The organism is Enterococcus spodopteracolus, assembly GCF_030441955.1.
Classification (GTDB): domain Bacteria; phylum Bacillota; class Bacilli; order Lactobacillales; family Enterococcaceae; genus Enterococcus_B; species Enterococcus_B spodopteracolus.
Window position 1 is genome coordinate 1 of the sequence record NZ_JARJHD010000047.1, and the last position, 1,050, is coordinate 1,050.

1 protein-coding gene is annotated in these 1,050 nt (G+C 60.7%); it reads right to left on the reverse strand.

The window, feature by feature from the left end:
* Positions 1 to 6: 6 nt before the first annotated feature.
* On the reverse strand, positions 7 to 1,050 hold a 1,044-nt coding region (locus tag P3R27_RS14340), incomplete at its 5' end, for a S49 family peptidase (protein ID WP_301399129.1).

Consider the following 1,050-nt stretch of genomic DNA (forward strand, 5'->3'; position numbering starts at 1 on the left):
CATCCCTTACACTGGTGTGTTCAGCAAATCGTTAACGGCATCAGATGCCGGGTTACCTGCAGCCAGCGGTGCCGGTGCCCCCTGCATCAGACGATCCAGCGCAGTGTCACTGCGCGCCTGTGCACTCTGTGGTGCTGCGGCCAGAATGCGGCGGGCCGTTTTCACGGTCATACCGGGGGTTTCTGCCAGCACGCGTGCCTGTTCTTCGCGTCCGTGAGCCTCCTCACAGTTGAGGATCCCCATAATGCGGCTGTTTTCTGCCGCAACCGCTGCGGTGATCTGCGCGTTCACGTCCGGCTGCGCCGCGCTGGCGTTCTCGCCCTCCGTCGCTGGCACCACGTCAGTAACGTCAGCCTGCGAAGCAGTGGCTGAAACAGTTGTTGATTGAGTCTCTTTGGTCATTCGCCCTCCTGAGAGACGGGATTTACGTGCATCCAGTGCATCACGCATGACGGTGATCGCATCGGTGCTGTTAACAAGTTCATCAGCCAGTCCGGCATCAATGGCCTCCTGACCGCTGTACACTGCAGCCTCGGTATCCAGCACAACCTGCACGGACAGGCCGGTATATGCCGACACCTTCTGCGCAAACATCTGGCGGGTTGCGTCCATCCGGGACTGCAGTGTCTCCCGGACGTCATCCGGAAGATGGCTGTAGGGGTTGCCATCCACCTTATGGCTGCCGCTGTAAATCAGCGTGATTTCCACACCCTGTTTCTCCAGCGCAGCACCGTAATTACTGTGAGCCATCATGACGCCGATGGAGCCTGTCCGGGCGGTCTGCGTGACCAGACGCCGGGAGGCGGCACTGGCAAGCAACTGACCTGCACTGCAGTTCATGTCGTTGGCAAGCGCCCATACCGGTTTTATGTCACGCACACGGGCGATGATGTCAGCGCAGTCAAATGCCCCCGCCACCATCCCGCCGGGCGTGTCCATATCGAGCAGAATGCCGTCCACCATCGGATCGCTGGCAGCCTGTTGCAGACGGGCGATAATGCCGTTGTAACCGGTCATCCCCGAGTACGGCTGGAGCGCCCGCGTCCGGCT